We start from the raw sequence: 17,366 nt of genomic DNA, 5'->3' as shown, positions 1-17,366 counted from the left end.
GAGGCCACTATTGGCCACCGTCAGAAGTGGTCGTACCCGAACTTCATGTAGGTAATGCCAGGACTGAGAATGAGCCTCCAGGCCAGTTCAACATCGTCTTCGAACTCGGGGTCGAAGTCACTTACGGTATCGATCAGGCATTCCAGCCACAAGTCGTAGAGATGAGGTTTGATATTGAGTTGCTCCGCGCTGTGCAGGTATGCCGTTTTCCGGAGAACGTCATCAATGGCGCCGCTGGCATAAAACGAAACCAGACTAAAGAACGATTTCTTGAGCATTCGTTTTTGCACTGCCATGTCCGTGTTGCGGAAAAGCATTCTTACTTCCTGTGAAGAGAGCAAAAAACGCCTATAGAAAGCATCAAAGAATTCCAGGCCATTGACTCGTGCTGACTGGACTCGTTCATAGCTTGCATCAAAGATGTTATCGAAAGACATGAAGAGCTCCGGAAACAGACTTGATTATCTTTTCAGAGACTGACTTTTTTTGCCCATGAATAAAAGAGCCGGCTACATAGGAATGCAGCCGGCTCTTTCGCATATTATCTGATTCACGGGTTTTTGATGTAAGCGTTCTTGCGCAGGTAGAACCACCAGTTCACCACCAGGCACAGCGCATAGAACACCGCGAAGCCGTACATGGCCACCTCCGGTGTGCCAGCCTGAATTTCCTGCCCCATCACCCGGGGTGCGATGAATGCGCCATAAGCGGCGACGGCAGAGGTCCAGCCAAGCACCGGGCCTTTCTGTTGCTGATCAAAGATCACACCGATGCTGCGGAAGGTAGAGCCGTTGCCAATGCCACTGGCGGCGAACATGACAATGAACAGAATCAGGAACACCGCGAAGTAGCTGTTGGGGTCGGTTGAGTTGTAGGCCAGCATCATCACATAGCCGGTTGCCACGGAGGCGATGACCATAACGACCGAGATGATCTGGGTCACGATGGATCCACCCACCTTGTCGGAAATCCAGCCACCCACCGGGCGAATCAGAGCACCCACGAATGGTCCCATCCAGGCCCAAGTGAGTGCGCTGGGGGCGTCCGGATTGGTAACCCGGGTAATGGAGCCATCCGCCGCCGTTTCCATCATGTTGCCAAAGATAACGCTGATGGATAGTGGTAGAGCAGCCGAAAAGCCGATGAACGAACCGAAGGTCAGAATGTACAGCACCGTCATGGACCAGGTGTGCTTATTATTGAAAATGGCGAACTGTTTCTCGATGTTCGGTTTAATGTCGCCGGGAATCAGGCGCAGGAGCACCAGTGTCAGGATGATGGTGAGCGGCAGCGCCACCCACATGTTCAGTATTTCCAGTGCATAAACACCCACCAGTGAGGTGCCAAGGCCAACCACATACAGGCCGATAATCTTGCTGAAGGCTGACGCAGGGTTGCCCGGATTCGGGGTAATGGTGCGCAAGTTGTTCATGCCGAACCAGCCCGCAAAAGCGAGGGGGATCAGGAAAACAAGCCAGATAAAGCCCGCGTTCTGAATCCAGGTGTCGGTACCTGCCTCGATTTTTCCGATCAGCGTACCGCTGGGGTTTTCCAGTTCCATCGGTGCACCTGCAAGGGCGCCAAAGATACCGACGGTCATCACCAGCGGAATCACAACCTGCATGGTAGTCACACCGAAGTTACCCAGTCCGGCGTTCATGCCCAGACCGTAACCCTGTTTGCTCTTGGGGTAGAAGGCGCTGATGTTGCTCATGGAGCAGGCGAAATTACCGCCGCCAATGCCAGACAGTAACGCCAGCGCCTGAAAGACGATAAACGGCGTTCCTGGGTTCATCAGGGCGATACCCGTTCCCAGGGCAGGGATCATCAGCAGCGCTGTGGTCAGGAAGATGGTGTTGCGGCCACCGGCAATCTTGATCATGAACGATGCCGGAATTCGCAAGGTCGCGCCGGAAAGACCGGCGATGGCGCTGAGCGTGAAAAGCTGGTCAATAGTGAATGGAAAACCCAGGTTCTTCATCTGTGTGGTGATCATTCCCCACATCAGCCAGACCGCAAAGCCTATCAGCAGGCTGGGGATAGAAATCCAGAGATTGCGGGAGGCAACACGCTTGCCCTCTTTTTCCCAGAAATCCTCGTTCTCAATGTCCCATTTTTCGATGTCGGCATTGGTTTTGGCCATAGTGACTGCTCCTCAAGTTGCTGACCCGGCATCACCTGAATAGTGACGCCTCGGCTTTAGGAGCCATTCTGCAAACGTGGGGCGTCCAGCAAGCATGATATATATCAAGAACCGGATCGGTTGGTTCCCAGCCGGTTTTCGTGTCATTTCAAAAGCCAGAAAAATCCTTTTTAAATTCTTTTAAAACAATTAGTTATACGGGTTATACAACTGATGGAGTAGTCGATACAGCCTCCTGGCGCAGTGGAGGTAGCCAATCATATTCGGTCATTTCGGTGCCGGTTCCTGATAAAGTCAAAATGATCATTCAACCGCAGTTTTCGAGCCCAGAGTTTTCACCATGACTTCTATTTTGCAACCGGTTTCTACTACCACGTCACTGCCGCAGTTTCTCTGGGACGAGGCATTGATTCGCCGTTACGACCTTAGCGGCCCGAGGTACACCTCCTATCCCACGGCTGTCGAGTTCAACCAGAACTACCCGATTGAAGACATGGTCAAAGCTGCGGCCCGAAGCAAGGCCAGTGGCCGACCGCTGTCTCTGTACACGCATCTGCCCTTCTGCGCGCACCTTTGCTACTACTGCGCCTGCAACAAGGTGATCACCAAGAAACGTGACAAGGCCATGCCCTACGTGGAGCGGGTGCTGAAAGAGGCGGCTATCCAGTCAAAGCTCTTCGGAGCCGACCGGCCGGTGACCCAGCTGCACTGGGGCGGTGGTACCCCCACATTTCTGCCAAAAGATGTGATGGAGCACCTGATGGCGGGGTACGGGGAACTGTTCAACCTGCAAACTGGCGGTGAGCGGGATTACAGCGTGGAGATTGACCCGCGGGAAGTGGACCAGGATACCCTGCCAACCCTCTGGAAACTCGGGTTTAACCGGATCAGCCTGGGTGTGCAGGATGTGAACCCGGAGGTCCAGAAAGCGGTCAACCGCCTCCAGCCCCGGGACATGACCGAAGCCGTGCTCAACGAGGCGCGGCGCATTGGTTTTCGGTCCATCAACCTGGACCTGATCTACGGCCTGCCTTACCAGACACCGGAAAGTTTTGCCGAAACCCTGGAAGCGGTGATTGAAATGTCGCCGGACCGGCTCTCTGTGTTCAGCTACGCCCATCTTCCAGACCGTTTCTATCCGCAGACCCGGATTCAGGGCGATACCTTGCCCAGTCCGCAGCAGAAGCTGACCATACTGCACAACACCATCAACCGCCTGCTGGATGCCGGGTACGAGTACATTGGTATGGACCACTTCGCCAAGCCGGACGACAGCCTGGCCGTGGCGCAACGGGCGGGCCGGCTGCACCGGAATTTCCAGGGCTACACCACCCACTCCGAATGCGACCTGGTGTCTCTGGGCGTCTCTGCCATTGGCCAGACCGATGATGCCTACTTCCAGAACAATCACGATTTGCCGTCCTGGGAGGCGGCCATTGATGCAGGCCAACTGGCCATCACCAAGGGCGTAAACCTTACTCGGGACGACCGGATCCGTCGTTGGGTGATCGGCCAGCTGATCTGCCAGTTCCGGTTGGATCGCCAGCAGTTCGCCGATGTCTGGAACGAAGACCTGAACCGATACTTCGCCGATGAACTCAGCCGTTTGAAGCCAATGGTCCAGGATGAACTGATTGCCGATGACGGTAACGCTCTTCAGGTTCAGCCCGCAGGTCGCCTGCTGATCCGGGCCATTTGCCAGATCTTCGACCTGTATCGCAAAGAGGGCGCCAGCCAACGGTTCTCCCGGATCATCTGACCGCGGGTTGCGATATGCCCCACTGACAATGATCAAGGCATTGCCGTTTGTCGCCATTTACTATGGCGTCAAACGACTTCAGTGGAGCGTATGATGGAACTTGTCTGCCCGGCCGGCAGCCTCCCGGCTTTGAAAACCGCCATTGATAACGGCGCCAACGCCGTGTATTTCGGCTTCCGGGACAGCACCAATGCCCGCCAGTTTGCCGGCCTGAACTTCAACGACAAACGGGCCGCCGAAGGAATTGAATACGCCCACCTTCGCGGAGCCAGGGTTTTCTGCGCCATCAACACCTACCCGCAACCGGATGGTTGGGAGCATTGGAAGGGAGCGGTGGACCGAGCTGCCAATCTGAGCGTGGATGCCATTATCCTGGCCGATATGGGCCTACTGGATTACGCCGCCAATCGTTATCCGGATATCCCCCGGCATCTGTCAGTTCAGGGCTCTGCCACCAGCTATGAGGCGCTTTCTTTCTACAAGGACAACTTCGATATCCGGCGGGCCGTGCTGCCCCGGGTTCTCTCTCTGGACCAGGTGCGTGGTGTGGCCAAACACAGCCCGGTGGAACTTGAGGTCTTCGCATTCGGCAGTCTGTGCATTATGGCTGAGGGCCGCTGCTACCTGTCTTCCTACCTGACGGACGAATCCCCCAATACCCGCGGTGCCTGCTCACCGGCCAAGGCCGTGCGCTGGCAGGAAACGCCCCGGGGTCTGGAATCGCGGTTAAATGACGTGCTTATCGACCGCTACGGCCAGGGCGAATCCGCTGGATACCCAACCCTCTGCAAGGGCCGGTTCGAGGTAGAAGGCAGTGTCTATCACGCAATCGAAGAGCCGGTCAGCCTGAACACCCTGGACCTGCTGCCGGAGTTACAGGAATTGGGCATCAGCGCCGTCAAGATCGAGGGTCGTCAACGCAGTCCGGCCTACATCGCTGATGTGGCCCGCACCTGGCGCCAGGCCCTGGACAGCGTGGAGAGAACGCCTGGGATGTTCACCGTGGAGAATGACTGGCGCAGCACTTTGTCCGGGCTCTCCGAAGGCGGCCTGACAACCTTGGGCGCCTATCACCGCAAATGGAAATAAGGTTCTGTCGATTATGATGAAACTTTCTCTCGGGCCTATCCTTTGGTTCTGGTCCAAGCAGACGGTGTTTGATTTCTATGCCAAGGCCGCCGAGTGGCCAGTGGACACCATCTACCTTGGCGAGGCGGTGTGCTCTCGCCGCCGCGAACTGAAACCGGATGACTGGTTCGATCTGGCCCGTGACCTGAAAGCCTGCGGCAAGGAGGTGGTGCTTTCTACCCAGACTCTGATCGAGTCGGAAGCGGATCTGCGTCGCCTGCGCCGGATCTGTGATCAGAACGAGTTTCTGATAGAAGCGAACGACCAGAGCGCGGTGCAGGTGGCCATTCGTCATCACATTCCGTTTATTACCGGCCCTTCCATGAACATCTACAATGTTGCCACCCTCAAGGTTCTGGCGAAGCAGGGACTGAAAGGCTGGAATCTGCCGGTGGAGTTGGGCAAAGACACTCTGGAGCAACTAATCAATGGCCTGAAACAGGAAGGCCTGGAACTGCCCGCCGAGGTGTTTGCCTGGGGGTTCCTGCCACTGGCCTGGTCATCCCGCTGTTTTACCGCCCGACACTACAACCTGCCCAAGGACAACTGCGAGTTCCGTTGTCTGGAGCACCCAGACGGCATGGAACTGCGCTCCCGGGAGAGTCAGGAACTGTTTCGTCTGAATGGTATTTCCACGCTGTCGGGTTCCCGCTATGACCTGATGCGGGAACTTCCGGCGATGGATCGGATGGGCGTGGGTACGGTGCGCCTGAGCCCGGAGCATCAGGGCATGGAAGAAGTTGTACGCCGCTTCGACCAGGTACGCCGGGGAGGCGTGCCGGCCACCGACCCGCTGCAGCTGGTGGAAGCACCACCCTGCAACGGGTACTGGTACGGCAAGCCGGGGATGGATCTGGTCGCCGACTAGAAGTTCAAAGCAAGGCTTTAAAATTCCACTCCAGGCTGTCCAGCAGGTTTTTCAGTCCAAGCCCCAGCTCGGTGTCACCCTCGATAACCAGCCTGCGCTGGAAGAACAGCTGGTCCGGGTCCTGTCGGCGCTCCGCCAGGGTTTTGAAGGCCGCCAGCGAGCCCCGGATGGTTGTCTCGCCGGGACCATCGATCACCCGGAGCCGGCCGGCCCAGAAGCCAATCGTGATACCGGGTTGTCCGCCGTTCACCTCCAGACGAATACGGCGCCCCTCGAAATCATCGAATTCTCCGTCATCGATTGCCCGGGCAAACAGGCGGTTCAGGGGTGCTTCTGCAGCCAGCTGCTTCAGTGGCATTGGGATTCTGCGATCGAAAGCGCGCAGCACGGGCACGGGGGATGGCAGGCATTCCTGAAGGACCGAAAGCGTTTGGTCCATAAGGGGGTAGTTCAGTGAGCCGATGGAAGGTAAGGGAAAAGCCATGCTTTACTCCGGGCAGTCAGTGACCGGCACAGAATAAAGCAAAGCTCTCTACAACGATTTGATATAACTCAGCCTTTATGAAGGCCTTCCTCCACCGCCCAAACGGCAACTTCCACCCGTGAGCGCAGGCTCAGTTTTTTGAGCAGGTGTTTGACGTGAACTTTCACGGTGCCATCACTGATGTCCAGTTTGCGGCCAATCATCTTGTTGGACAGACCCTCTGCAATCAGGCGAAGGATATCCTTTTCCCGTGGAGTGAGGCTGTCGAAATCCGGGCGTGAAGATTGCTGAGGCTTCTGTGACCGCAGCGCCTGCGCGAGAAGGGTGGTCAGGCGGTCGCTGATCACCAGTTTGCCGACGGCTGCCTGATGCAACTGTTCGATCATGTCCTCCGGTTCCATATCCTTCAGCAAATAGCCGTCAGCGCCGGCGCGAAGTGCGGCAACAACATCGTCTTCGTGGTCTGAAACGGTGAACATTATGATCCGTGAACTGACGCTTTCCTCCCGCAGTTTTTTGAGGGCCTCGATGCCGTTCATTTCCGGCATATTCAGGTCCATCAGAATCAGGTCAGGTTCAAGCTCCTGGGCCAGGCGAATGCCGTCCGCGGCGTTGCTGGCTTCACCAACGACCTGCATATCGTCTTCCATATCAATCAGTTGCTTGATGCCCTGGCGTAGCAGCGGGTGATCATCGATCAACAGAATAGACGCAGGTGATTCAGACATGATTCCTCTCATTGTTTAGCGGGTTGTTTTAGAGACTGACCGGTTGCCGGCTCGGAGGTGATCATATGCCTGCTCTTCGGAATGAAGCTCAGGGCAACCTCGACGCCGCCGCTTTCACGATTCTGTATGCTGACTTTTCCGCCCAACGTACGGGCACGGTCCTGCATTATAATCATGCCGTAGTGTTGAGCGGGCTGATCGTTCTGGGGAAGCCCCTTGCCATTATCCAGTATTCGTACTCGGACACGCGGGGACTCGAACAGCACTTCCACCAGCACTTCCGTTGCTTCAGAGTGTTTGACGGCGTTGGCCAGCCCTTCACGGACAATCTGTAAGGTATGGATTTCCTCGTTAGGCGACAGGGTGTTTGGCGGCAAACGGTATTCCATTCTGACCGGACTGCCAAGCCGCTCTGAAAACTCGTCTGCTGTCTGCCCCAACGCCGTGGCAAGATCCGGCGTGTCCAGTTTCAGGCGGAATGTGGTCAGCAGTTCCCTTAGTTGACGGTAAGCGCTATTCAGGCCGGTACTTAATTCTTCGAGGATGTTCCGGTGGGTCTTTTCATGCTCTCCAGCTATCTCCAGGCGACGCAGGCGTGCTACCTGCATTTTCAGATAAGAGAGCGACTGGGCGAGAGAATCGTGCAGTTCCCGCGCAATCACCGCGCGTTCCTCGGCCAGGGTAAGTTGTTGTTCCTCGGTGATCTGGCGCTCAAGCAGGATTGCCGTGGCCAACTGGTCGCTGAGAGTCTCGAGCAGCCGACGGGAGGTTTCAGGCAGTTCCCCACAAGCCGGATACCAAACCTCAAGGGTTCCCAACAGTTGTGAGGGAGTACGAATTGGCAGTAGCAGCCGGCGACCGTCATTGTCTTCCGACGGCAGTTCGTCAAACACCTCGGGAGTCACCAGGCAGGCATTGCAGTGATGATCCTTGCAATAGAAGGGACGTTCTTTTGTCGACGTGGTGACGGCCTCGACAGGTTCGCTGGAATTCTTGTCGTGGAGGAATAGCCGGATCGGGCCAATACCCAGCAACTGTTCAAGCTCCTGCAGCATCGGTATTGCGCCGTCGCAAAGGTCATGGCTGGAAAACAAACTACGGCTGGCTGAATGAAGCAGTTCGAGTGCCGCGTGGCTGCGTTCCAGTTCTCGGGTCTTGCTTTGGGCCTCTTCTCTGAGTTCCTGGTAGCTCAGTGCAAGCTGGCTGGTCATCTGATCAAACGCGACACCCAGCTGCGAGAGCTCATCTGTTCCCTTGAGGTCTGCCTTGCGCGAGAAATCCTGTTCGCCGACTGCAACGGCGATTTTTAACAGTTTGCGAAGTGGTCGCAGTACCCGGTTCTTCAGGTCCAGAAACAGCCCGCAGATAATAATGATGGACAGCAAAAGACTGACGATCTGTATCAGGTGCAGAAGATCAATCCGGGCTTCCGTTCGGTTTTCCAGCATGCCGACCAGTTGATCTACCCCGGCGACGTACTTCTCGGTAAGTTCGACGAGGTCGTCGGTCGCCGGAGCGCCGGCCCGAGCGCTCAGTGCCGGGCGCAGGGCCTCTCGCCAGAGTGCGTCCATGGAGCTGTACTGCTGGGCGAGCGGGTGTTCCCCGTCCTCAGGAATCGACCGCATAAATTCCGGATGGGCCATCCGGGCTTCGTAGGCGTTAAGTCGATCCATGAACTGGCTGCGTTGATCATCGTTCGGGACGGACCCTGAACGCGCAAGAAGTTCATAGGCCCCCATCCGCAACGAACCGGCAATATTGATCGCCGTGGCATTGCCCTCAATGCTGCGGGATACCGCCAGAGTCGTTGCCATGCTCACAACCGCTGTCAGCACGATTGCGCCGACCACAATGGCAATACGTTTTACAAGAGGGCTTTCAGATGTCATCCGGTGCCTTTATGGAAACTGTAGGTGAGCCGGGGTTTCGGCCTGCAAAGGCTCTGTAGTTTACCTCTTTCAGGTTAATACACGACTCCGAATTACCCCTACAGGAGATCCCCCATCATAGTCTTTGACGGATTTCGGGGCAAAACAGGAAACTGAAAGCCTGCTTCCCGGGGTGATGCCATGCCGTCCATTTTCACGGATGACGATAACGAAACCGAGAGGCTGGCGTCGCTGGCACTGGTTTTGCCATTGGCGCTTGTCTCCTTTGTGATTGTGTCTGGTTGCTGGACCATATTTGCGGCGGCCGGCCCCCACCTGCGCAGTTCATTGGGCCTGAGTAGCCTTGAGCTGGGTTTTTTGCTCGCCATGCCCATGGCGTTTGGCGCGCTCCTGGCGGTCCCTGCCGGACTCATTGCCGATCGGCTGGGTGCGAGACGTGTCATGGTGGGTTGTCTGTTAGGGCTAGCCGTTTCGATGGTGGTTCTTTTGCTGGCGAAATCCTGGAGTGGGTATTTGCTGGCAGCGGCCGGCCTCGGTCTTGCCGGTGGATTCTACGGCGCGGGCCTTCAGTTTGTGACCTCTCATACGCCGCGCCGACATGCAGGGCTTGTCCTCGGCCTGTTTGGTGCCGGTGTCACCGGCGCGGGCTTTAACTACTATCTTGTCCCTCTGATTCTGCAGGCGTTTTCCTGGGATGCCGTGCCGACGGCCTATCTGATTGTTCTGCTGCTGGTTGCGGCATTGTTGGTTTTGCTGACGGATAACCCGACCGTTGCTGCCCCAACAACAAGCCCCGGCTTACCGCAGGTTTCCGGCACTCTGGGGCTTCGGAAAACCTGGCGACTGTGTTTTTACTTCGGCGTTGTCGCCGGCAGTTTCTTCTCTCTGGCACTCTGGTTGCCGGATTTTATCTCTTTGCATTTTGTATTGACGATGGAGACCGGGGCGCGTCTTGCCATGTGGTTCGTGATTCCGGGCGCACTCGCCCAGATTTCCGGCGGAGCGCTTTCTGACCGCTACGGCGACAGCCCGGTGATTCTTCGCTCGCTCGCAGTCAGTCTGTTTGCGTTGTTTGTTCTTTCCTACCCACCGATGACACTGGCAATTCAGGGAGTGACGTCGGTGATCGAGCTTGAGCTTGCCCTTCCTCTGGTGGCAGAGGGCTTCTTTATCGTTTTGCTAGGTATGGGGTTGGGCTCGGCAATGGGCGGTCTTCAGCGAATGGTGATAACGGCCAGGCCTGGATCTGTCGCTCTGTTTGCCGGAATGCTGTTATCAAGTGCCTGCCTGATTGCATTCCTCTTGCCCGTGCTATTTGGCGCCTTGATTGACTGGACAGGCGTTCGTACGGCGATGTTCATGATTCTGTTTCTGCTGTTGGCCGGAAGCGGGCTGATGTATGCCCGTGACCACCGCAATGAAGAACGTCAGGCCTTGTTGCTGAAGGGTGTATGAGGCCTCTACCCCCTGGGTGGTAGAGGTGGGTTATGAGGTAGTAACCACGCAGATTTCGCGGTTTTTCTCACACACAATGGTCTCAACTCGGAGCTGTACCAAAACAGCGATCCGGCATCCGGATAAGATGGGGAGAGACCATGAGTCATTTGATCGACAAGCTGAATTACTTCAGGAAGAAGCGCGAACCGTTCGCCAACGGGCACGGTGAAACCCACGATGTCTCCCGCGAATGGGAAGACAGCTACCGTCAGCGCTGGCAGCACGACAAAGTCGTGCGTTCCACCCACGGCGTAAACTGCACCGGCTCCTGCAGCTGGAAAATTTACGTCAAGAACGGCCTGGTTACCTGGGAAACCCAGCAAACCGACTATCCCCGTACCCGTCCGGATCTGCCCAACCATGAACCCCGTGGCTGCCCCCGTGGTGCCAGCTACTCCTGGTACATGTACAGCGCCAACCGCCTGAAATACCCGCTCATGCGCAAGCATCTGATGAAGCTTTGGCGCGCTGCGAAAGCCCAGCACAGCGATCCAGTCGAGGCCTGGGCCTCGATAGTTGAAGATCCCAAAAAGACCGCCGAGTACAAGCCGCGCCGTGGCATGGGTGGTTTTGTCCGTTCCAGCTGGGACGAGGTCAACGAGCTGATCGCCGCCTCCAACGTCTATACCGCCAGCAAGTACGGCCCGGACCGCATCATCGGCTTCTCTCCGATTCCCGCCATGTCGATGGTTTCCTACGCCGCCGGTAGCCGTTACCTGTCGCTGATCGGTGGTGTGTGCATGAGCTTCTACGACTGGTACTGCGACCTGCCGCCGGCCTCTCCCCAGACCTGGGGTGAGCAGACCGACGTGCCAGAATCCGCCGACTGGTACAACTCCGGCTACATCATTGCCTGGGGCTCCAACGTGCCCCAGACCAGGACTCCGGACGCTCACTTCTTCACCGAAGTGCGCTACAAGGGCACCAAGACCGTTGCCATCACTCCCGACTACGCCGAAGTTTCCAAACTGTCCGACGAGTGGATGAACCCCAAACAAGGCACAGATGCCGCGCTGGGCATGGCCATGGGGCACGTGATTCTGAAAGAGTTCCACGTCGACAACCCCAGCGAATACTTCACCGACTACGTGCGTCGCTACACCGACATGCCTTACCTGGTCATGCTGGAAGAAAAGGACGACGGCAGCTTCGTGCCAGGCCGCTTCCTGCGCGCCAGTGACCTGGTGGATGGTCTGGGGGAAGAGAACAATCCCGAGTGGAAAACCATCGCCATTGATGAAGCGTCCGGCGAGCTCACCGCGCCCAATGGCTCCATCGGCTACCGCTGGGGCGAGAAGGGCAAGTGGAACCTGAAGCAGACCGCCAAAGGCTCCGACGTGAACCTTCAGCTTTCAATGGTTGAAAAGCACGACGACGTTGTGGACGTTGCCTTCCCCTACTTCGGCGGCATTGAGCACGATCACTACCAGCATGTTGAAATCAAGGACGTCCTCAAGCACAAGCTGGGTACCCGCAAAGTAAAGCTGGCCGACGGCTCCGAAGGTCGCGTGGTCACCGTCTACGACCTGATGGTCGCCAACTACGGCATCAGCCGCGGACTGGGTGACGATGACGGCGCCACCTCCTATGACGAAGTGAAGCCTTACACCCCGGCCTGGCAGGAAAAGATCACCGGCGTTCCGGCCGAGAAAGTAATCCGCATTGCCCGTGAGTTCGCCGATAACGCCGATAAAACCAAGGGCCGCTCCATGGTCATCGTTGGTGCCGGTATGAACCACTGGTACCACATGGACATGAACTACCGCGGCCTGATCAACATGCTGATCCTGTGTGGCTGCATTGGCCAGAGCGGTGGTGGCTGGGCTCACTATGTTGGCCAGGAAAAACTGCGCCCGCAGACCGGCTGGCAGCCGCTGGCGTTCGGCCTGGACTGGCAGCGTCCACCGCGGCACATGAACTCCACCTCCTTCTTCTACGCCCACTCCGGTCAGTGGCGCTACGAGAAACTGGGTGTGGACGAAATCCTGTCGCCATTGGCGGACAAATCCAAATTCAGTGGCAGCCTGATCGATTACAACGTGCGTGCCGAGCGTATGGGCTGGCTGCCCTCCGCGCCGCAGCTGAACCGGAACCCGCTGACTATTGCGGCGGAAGCCGAGAAGGCGGGTATGGAAGTGGCCGATTATGTCGCTCAATCCCTGAAAGATGGCTCCCTGGCCTTTGCGAGCGAAGATCCGGAAGCGCCACAGAACTGCCCGCGCAACCTGTTCATCTGGCGCTCCAACTTGCTGGGCTCTTCCGGCAAGGGTCATGAATACATGCTCAAGTATCTGCTGGGCACCAAGAACGGCCTGCAGGGCAAGGATCTTGGCCATGAGGGTGGCGCCAAGCCGGAAGAGGTGAAATGGCATGACGAGGCGCCGGAAGGCAAGCTCGACCTGCTGGTAACCCTGGACTTCCGCATGTCTACCACCTGCCTGTATTCAGACATCGTTCTCCCGACGGCCACCTGGTATGAGAAGAACGACCTGAATACCTCTGACATGCATCCGTTTATTCACCCGTTGACCGCCGCCACCGATCCGGCCTGGGAAGCACGCAGCGACTGGGAGATCTACAAGGGAATCGCCAAGTCCTTCTCGAAAGCCGCCGAGGGCCACCTTGGTGTCGAGAAAGACGTGGTCACCCTACCACTGTTGCACGACGCCCCCGCCGAGTTGGGCCAGCCGTTTGACGTGAAGGATTGGAAGCGCGGCGAGTGCGACCTGATCCCAGGCAAGACCGCACCCAACTTCATGACGGTTGAGCGGGACTACCCGAACACCTACGCCCGTTTCACCTCGCTTGGCCCGCTGATGGACAAACTGGGGAACGGTGGCAAGGGCATCAGCTGGAACACCGAGAAGGAAGTGAACTTCCTCAAGGAGCTGAACTACACCCACATCGACGGTGCTAATGCCGGTCGCCCGAAGATCGAGTCCGCCATTGATGCGGCGGAAGTGATTCTGACACTGGCACCGGAAACCAATGGTCAGGTGGCGGTAAAAGCCTGGGCCGCGCTGTCCGAGATGACCGGTCTGGACCACACCCATCTGGCGACCAACAAGGAAGAGGAAAAGATTCGCTTCCGGGACATCGTGGCCCAGCCACGCAAGATCATTTCCAGCCCGACCTGGTCTGGCCTGGAAGACGAGCACGTGTCTTATAACGCCGGTTATACCAACGTTCATGAGCTGATTCCCTGGCGCACCCTGACTGGTCGTCAGCAGTTCTATCAAGACCACCAGTGGATGCGCGCCTTTGGCGAAAGCCTGCTGGTGTATCGTCCGCCGATCAACACCAAGGCGGTGAGCAGCATGCTGAACCAGCGCAGCAACGGTAACCCGGAAAAAGCGCTGAACTGGATCACGCCACACCAGAAGTGGGGCATCCACAGCACCTACAGCGACAACCTGCTGATGCTGACCCTGTCCCGCGGAGGCCCCATCGTCTGGATGAGCGAGGACGACGCCAAAGACATGGGCATCGAGGACAACGACTGGATCGAGCTGTTCAACGCCAACGGCGCCATTGCGGCCCGGGCGGTTGTAAGCCAGCGCGTGATGCCCGGCATGGTGATGATGTACCACGCTCAGGAGCGGATCGTGAACGTGCCCGGTTCGGAGATCACCGGCACCCGCGGCGGCATTCACAACTCGGTCACCCGGGTTTGCCCGAAGCCCACCCACATGATCGGCGGTTATGCCCAGTATTCCTACGGGTTCAACTACTACGGCACCGTCGGCTCCAACCGCGACGAATTCGTGGTGGTGCGCAAGATGCACAACGTCGACTGGCTCGATGGCGAAGGCAATGACACTGTTCAGGAGGCTGTAAAATGAAAATCCGTTCCCAAGTCGGCATGGTACTGAACCTGGACAAGTGCATTGGTTGCCACACCTGTTCAGTGACCTGCAAAAACGTGTGGACCAGCCGCGAAGGCATGGAATACGCCTGGTTTAACAACGTCGAAACCAAGCCCGGTATCGGCTACCCGAAAGAGTGGGAGAACCAGGACAAGTGGAAAGGCGGCTGGATGCGCGACAGCTCCGGCAAGATCCGCCCGAAAATCGGTGGCCGCTTCCGCGTCCTGGCGAATATCTTCGCCAACCCGACCCTGCCGGAAATCGACGACTACTACGAGCCGTTTGATTTCGACTACCAGCACCTGCACACCGCGGGCGACAGCAAACACCAGCCGGTCGCCCGGCCACGCTCGCTGATCTCCGGCCAGCGCATGCAGAAGATCGAATGGGGCCCGAACTGGGAAGAAATTCTCGGCACCGAGTTCGCCAAGCGCCGCAAAGACAAGAACTTCGACCAGGTGCAGGCGGACATCTACGGCCAGTTTGAGAACACCTTCATGATGTACCTGCCGCGCCTGTGCGAGCACTGCCTGAATCCGGCCTGTGTCGCCAGCTGCCCGAGCGGTGCCATCTATAAGCGTGAGGAAGACGGCATCGTCCTGATCGACCAGGACAAGTGTCGCGGCTGGCGCATGTGTGTCTCCGGCTGCCCGTACAAGAAAATCTACTTCAACTGGAAAACCGGCAAATCCGAGAAATGCATTTTCTGCTACCCACGGATCGAAGCCGGGATGCCCACCGTTTGCTCCGAGACCTGTGTCGGCCGTATTCGCTATCTCGGTGTTCTTCTGTATGACGCAGATCGCATCGAGGAAGTGGCCAGCGCCCCGGGTGAGCAGGAGCTTTACGAAAAGCAGTTGGAAATCTTCCTGGATCCGTTCGACCCGAAAGTGATCGAGCAGGCCAAGAAAGACGGCATCCCGATGAACGTTATCGAAGCCGCCCAGCAGAGCCCGGTGTACAAGATGGCAGTGGACTGGAAACTGGCCCTGCCGCTGCACCCGGAATACCGCACCTTGCCCATGGTCTGGTATGTGCCGCCCCTGAGCCCGATCCAGTCAGCGGCGGAAGCCGGCAAGGTCGAGTTCGACGGCGTACTGCCGAAGATCGAAAGCCTGCGGATTCCGGTGAAGTATCTGGCCAACCTGCTCACCGCAGGTGACGAGAAGCCGATTGTCCGTGCCCTCAAGCGCATCATGGCCATGCGCCTTTACAAGCGCGCCGAAACCGTGGAAGGCAAGGAAGACCTGCGCGCCCTGGAGGAAGCTGGCCTGACCAAGGCTCAGGCGGATGAAATGTATCGCTACCTGGCCATTGCCAACTATGAAGACCGCTTCGTGATTCCCACCAGCCACCGCGAGCTGGCGAAGGAAGCCTTCCCCGATGCGACCGCCTATGGCGAGCGCAACGGTTGCGGATTCAGCTTCGGCGACGGCTGCAACGGTGACAGCAAATTCAGCATGTTCGGTGGCCGCAAGCAGACCACCAGCATGGTCCAGAAGCTGTCGACCGTGAAGCAGGTTGACCCGAAACAACTGCAGGAATAAGGAGGCCGACATGCAACTTTTAAAAGTACTGGCTCGGATACTTGAGTACCCGACCGAAGAACTTCAGGCCTCCAAAGACGCCCTGATTGCCGCTGTCCTCGAGGACAGCCGGCTGCCCCGGGAGAATAAGGGTCAACTGCTGCGCTGCCTGGAAATAGTCTGCGATGGCGACCTTCTGGATATGCAGGAAAACTACGTCGGCATGTTCGACAAGGGCAGGTCCACGTCCCTGCTGCTGTTCGAACATGTGCACGGGGAATCCCGCGACCGTGGCCAGGCCATGGTGGACCTGATGGAGGAGTACCGCACCAATGGTCTGGAAATCGACGCCCGGGAACTGCCGGACTACCTGCCGCTGTTCCTGGAATACCTCTCCACCCGTCCATGGGAGGAGATCCGGAGCTGGCTGGAGGACATCCACCATATCCTGGGCTTGCTGGGTGAGCGGCTGTATCAGCGGGAGAGTTTCTATCACGTCGTGATGGATTCCCTGCTGAACCTGTCGGGCCGCAATGTGAACCGTCAGGAGCTGGCGCAGATCGTCGCCTCGGAAGAGCGCGACGACACACCGGAGGCTCTGGACAAGGTCTGGGAAGAGGAAATGGTGAAGTTTGTTGATGATCAGGGCAGTTCCTGCAGCAGTAGCAGCGTTGTTGGTCAGCGCCGCCGCGAACTGGAGCAGACCCAGACCATTCACCTGAGTGATCAACTTATGACGGACGCTACCCCTCGTTCGGCGAAGAACGCCTGAGGGCGCTGGAGGAAAACACAATGTCTTATCTCAACACACTTCTGTTTGGCGTTTACCCGTACATCGCCATTGCTGTGATGGTGATTGGAACCTGGGCTCGTTATGACCACGGCCAGTTCACCTGGAAAGCGCACTCAAGCCAGATGCTCCGCAAGAAAAACATGGTCATTGCCAGCGTGCTGTTCCACGTGGGTGTGCTGGTGATATTTTTCGGACATTTGGTGGGGCTGCTAACGCCTCACTGGGCTTACGAATGGTTGATGACACCGGGGCAGAAACAGGTCATGGCGATCGTGGTTGGCGGTATCGCCGGAATCATGGCGTTGATTGGCGGCATCATGCTGGCCTGGCGCCGGTTGAACGATCCGCGTGTGCGAGCCAGCAGCACCATTGCTGACAACCTTGTGATTCTCATTCTGGTTGCACAACTCGGTCTTGGACTGGCCACCATTTTGCCCACCCTGGGCCATTTGGACGGCAGCACAATGCTTAAATTCTCTGCCTGGGCCCAGGGCATTTTGACTCTCCAGGGTGGTGTCGCTGGTCACATCGCGGATGTTCACTGGATTTACAAAACCCACATCTTCCTGGGCCTGACCATTTTCCTACTCTTCCCGTTTACCCGGCTGGTTCACATGCTCAGCGTGCCGGTGGAATATTTCGGGCGCAAATACCAGGTTGTGCGTAAGCGCGCATAAGGAGAGCG

Annotated in this window: 13 protein-coding genes; 8 read left to right on the top strand and 5 right to left on the bottom strand. The window is 57.4% G+C overall.

What is annotated here, in order from left to right; genetic code table 11:
• Positions 1 to 20: 20 nt before the first annotated feature.
• Both QLQ17_RS02795 and QLQ17_RS02790 read right to left on the bottom strand, forming a co-directional pair.
• Positions 21 to 437, bottom strand: a complete 417-nt coding sequence (locus QLQ17_RS02795) for a globin family protein (RefSeq protein WP_283208013.1) — start codon at positions 435 to 437, stop codon at positions 21 to 23.
• Between the two features lie 113 nt (positions 438 to 550).
• Positions 551 to 2,143 (bottom strand): MFS transporter, encoded by a 1,593-nt coding sequence (locus QLQ17_RS02790; RefSeq protein ID WP_283208012.1) that lies wholly within the window; start codon positions 2,141 to 2,143, stop codon positions 551 to 553.
• Positions 2,144 to 2,483: 340 nt separating this feature from the next.
• Here QLQ17_RS02790 and hemN point away from each other — a divergent pair, with 340 nt between their 5' ends.
• The 3 genes from hemN to QLQ17_RS02775 all read left to right on the top strand — a co-directional run bounded on the left by hemN (position 2,484) and on the right by QLQ17_RS02775 (position 5,898).
• Entirely contained in the window at positions 2,484 to 3,902 is a 1,419-nt protein-coding gene (gene hemN, locus QLQ17_RS02785) for an oxygen-independent coproporphyrinogen III oxidase (RefSeq protein ID WP_283208011.1), read from the top strand.
• A 93-nt stretch (positions 3,903 to 3,995) separates the two neighbouring features.
• The gene (gene ubiU, locus QLQ17_RS02780) at positions 3,996 to 4,991 is read left to right on the top strand and encodes a ubiquinone anaerobic biosynthesis protein UbiU (RefSeq protein WP_283208010.1); all 996 of its coding nucleotides are present in this window, start codon (positions 3,996 to 3,998) and stop codon (positions 4,989 to 4,991) included.
• 13 nt (positions 4,992 to 5,004) lie between these two features.
• The gene (locus tag QLQ17_RS02775) at positions 5,005 to 5,898 is read left to right on the top strand and encodes a U32 family peptidase (RefSeq protein WP_283208009.1); all 894 of its coding nucleotides are present in this window, start codon (positions 5,005 to 5,007) and stop codon (positions 5,896 to 5,898) included.
• 4 nt (positions 5,899 to 5,902) lie between these two features.
• Here the strand turns inward: QLQ17_RS02775 and ubiT are convergent, their stop codons facing one another.
• The 3 genes from ubiT to QLQ17_RS02760 form a co-directional block, all read right to left on the bottom strand.
• Entirely contained in the window at positions 5,903 to 6,382 is a 480-nt protein-coding gene (gene ubiT / locus QLQ17_RS02770; protein ID WP_283208008.1) for a ubiquinone anaerobic biosynthesis accessory factor UbiT, read from the bottom strand.
• A gap of 68 nt (positions 6,383 to 6,450) precedes the next feature.
• On the bottom strand, positions 6,451 to 7,110 hold the full coding sequence (narL, locus tag QLQ17_RS02765; RefSeq protein ID WP_349306786.1) for a two-component system response regulator NarL: 660 nt from the start codon (positions 7,108 to 7,110) through the stop codon (positions 6,451 to 6,453).
• An 8-nt stretch (positions 7,111 to 7,118) separates the two neighbouring features.
• Positions 7,119 to 8,999: a histidine kinase gene (locus QLQ17_RS02760; protein WP_283208007.1), complete on the bottom strand. Its 1,881-nt coding sequence runs from the start codon at positions 8,997 to 8,999 to the stop codon at positions 7,119 to 7,121.
• A 180-nt stretch (positions 9,000 to 9,179) separates the two neighbouring features.
• On the opposite strand from QLQ17_RS02760, the gene QLQ17_RS02755 reads away from it, so the two are divergent.
• The 5 genes from QLQ17_RS02755 (at position 9,180) to narI (ending at position 17,358) form a co-directional block, all read left to right on the top strand.
• Positions 9,180 to 10,454 (top strand): MFS transporter, encoded by a 1,275-nt coding sequence (locus QLQ17_RS02755; RefSeq protein ID WP_283208006.1) that lies wholly within the window; start codon positions 9,180 to 9,182, stop codon positions 10,452 to 10,454.
• Positions 10,455 to 10,594: 140 nt separating this feature from the next.
• Positions 10,595 to 14,338: a nitrate reductase subunit alpha gene (locus QLQ17_RS02750; protein ID WP_283208005.1), complete on the top strand. Its 3,744-nt coding sequence runs from the start codon at positions 10,595 to 10,597 to the stop codon at positions 14,336 to 14,338.
• Positions 14,335 to 15,909, top strand: coding sequence for a nitrate reductase subunit beta (gene narH / locus QLQ17_RS02745; protein WP_283208004.1), 1,575 nt, complete (start codon positions 14,335 to 14,337; stop codon positions 15,907 to 15,909). Before QLQ17_RS02750 ends, narH begins: the two co-directional genes overlap by 4 nt.
• A gap of 10 nt (positions 15,910 to 15,919) precedes the next feature.
• Positions 15,920 to 16,660, top strand: coding sequence for a nitrate reductase molybdenum cofactor assembly chaperone (gene narJ, locus QLQ17_RS02740; protein WP_283208003.1), 741 nt, complete (start codon positions 15,920 to 15,922; stop codon positions 16,658 to 16,660).
• Positions 16,661 to 16,680: 20 nt separating this feature from the next.
• Positions 16,681 to 17,358 (top strand): respiratory nitrate reductase subunit gamma, encoded by a 678-nt coding sequence (gene narI / locus QLQ17_RS02735; RefSeq protein WP_283208002.1) that lies wholly within the window; start codon positions 16,681 to 16,683, stop codon positions 17,356 to 17,358.
• The last annotated feature ends 8 nt before the right edge of the window (positions 17,359 to 17,366 follow it).

The sequence above is a fragment of the Marinobacter sp. CHS3-4 genome (assembly GCF_030053415.1).
In the GTDB taxonomy this organism is placed as follows: Bacteria; Pseudomonadota; Gammaproteobacteria; order Pseudomonadales; family Oleiphilaceae; genus Marinobacter.
The sequence above is the reverse complement of the archived record's forward strand: the minus strand, read 5'-3'. Positions and strand labels throughout refer to the sequence as shown.